Origin of the sequence: Amycolatopsis sp. cmx-11-51 (assembly GCF_047608665.1) — a bacterium.
Lineage (GTDB): Bacteria > Actinomycetota > Actinomycetes > Mycobacteriales > Pseudonocardiaceae > Amycolatopsis.
Genome location: NZ_JADNQO010000055.1, coordinates 1 through 559 on the forward strand (window position 1 = coordinate 1; position 559 = coordinate 559).

Annotated in this window: 1 protein-coding gene; it reads left to right on the forward strand. The window is 61.9% G+C overall.

From position 1 onward, the window contains the following. Positions 1–110: 110 nt before the first annotated feature. The coding region (locus ACM6LU_RS39200) for an AMP-binding protein (protein WP_414942924.1) at positions 111–559 on the forward strand (449 nt) is incomplete at its 3' end.

Genomic DNA, 559 nt, shown 5'->3' on the forward strand with positions numbered 1-559 from the left:
TTTTGGTGGTGGATTCGCCGGGGTTCGTGACTGGGGTTGCCGGGTTCGATGCTGGTCCGGTGTTGGATGTTGATCGGGTTTCGGGGTTGTTGCCGGGGAATGCGGCGTATGTGGTTTATACGTCGGGTTCGACTGGGAAGCCGAAGGGTGTGGTTGTTTCTCATCGTGGTTTGGTGAATTTGTCGGTGAGTCATGGTCGGTTCGGGGTGGGGTCGGGGTCTCGGGTGGCGCAGTTCGCGTCGTCGGGTTTCGATATGTTTTGTGAGGAGTGGTTGCTGGCTTTCCTTTCCGGGGCGGCTTTGGTGATCGTTCCGGCTGAGCGGCGTCTGGGTGTCGAGTTGGCGGGGTTCTTGACCGAGTACGGGGTGACACACGCGACGTTGCCTCCCGCGGCGGTGTCGACTTTGCCGGTGAACAGCCTTCCGGCGGGCTTTGTGCTGGACGTGGGTGGTGAAGCGCTGCCGGGTGAGCTGGTCTCGCAATGGGCCGTTGATCGGGTGATGTTCAACAGTTACGGTCCGGCCGAGGCGACGGTGAACGCCGCCGTATGGCGCTGCCG